The 788-nt window shown below is 51.8% G+C and carries 1 rRNA gene; it reads left to right on the top strand.

The features are described 5' to 3' along the window. Window positions 1–766, top strand: a 23S ribosomal RNA gene (locus I6E70_RS20540); the annotation flags it as partial. Between the last annotated feature and the right edge of the window lie 22 nt (window positions 767–788).

Raw genomic sequence — 788 nt, 5'->3', positions numbered from 1 at the left:
CGACGCTAGTTGTTGTGGAGTCAACCTTGAAATACCACCCTTGTAGTTTTGATGTTCTAACGTTGGCCCCTGAATCGGGGTTACGGACAGTGCCTGGTGGGTAGTTTGACTGGGGCGGTCTCCTCCTAAAGAGTAACGGAGGAGCACGAAGGTTGGCTAAGTACGGTCGGACATCGTACGGTTAGTGTAATGGTAGAAGCCAGCTTAACTGCGAGACAGACACGTCGAGCAGGTACGAAAGTAGGTCATAGTGATCCGGTGGTTCTGAATGGAAGGGCCATCGCTCAACGGATAAAAGGTACTCCGGGGATAACAGGCTGATACCGCCCAAGAGTTCATATCGACGGCGGTGTTTGGCACCTCGATGTCGGCTCATCACATCCTGGGGCTGAAGTCGGTCCCAAGGGTATGGCTGTTCGCCATTTAAAGTGGTACGCGAGCTGGGTTTAGAACGTCGTGAGACAGTTCGGTCCCTATCTGCCGTGGGCGTTTGAGAATTGAGAGGGGTTGCTCCTAGTACGAGAGGACCGGAGTGAACGAACCGCTGGTGTTCGGGTTGTCATGCCAATGGCATTGCCCGGTAGCTACGTTCGGAACTGATAAGCGCTGAAAGCATCTAAGCGCGAAGCAGGCCTCGAGATGAGTTCTCACTAGACTTTTAAAGTCTCTGAAGGGCCGTTGAAGACTACAACGTTGATAGGCAAGATGTGGAAGTGGTGTGAGCCATTAAGCTAACTTGTACTAATTACCCGTGAGGCTTAACCATACAACGCCAAACGCGTTTTATG

Source organism: Pseudoalteromonas sp. NGC95 (assembly GCF_015864705.1).
In the GTDB taxonomy this organism is placed as follows: domain Bacteria; phylum Pseudomonadota; class Gammaproteobacteria; order Enterobacterales; family Alteromonadaceae; genus Pseudoalteromonas; species Pseudoalteromonas arctica.
Note: the sequence above shows the minus strand (reverse complement) of the source record. Positions and strands in the feature narration are given on the sequence as shown.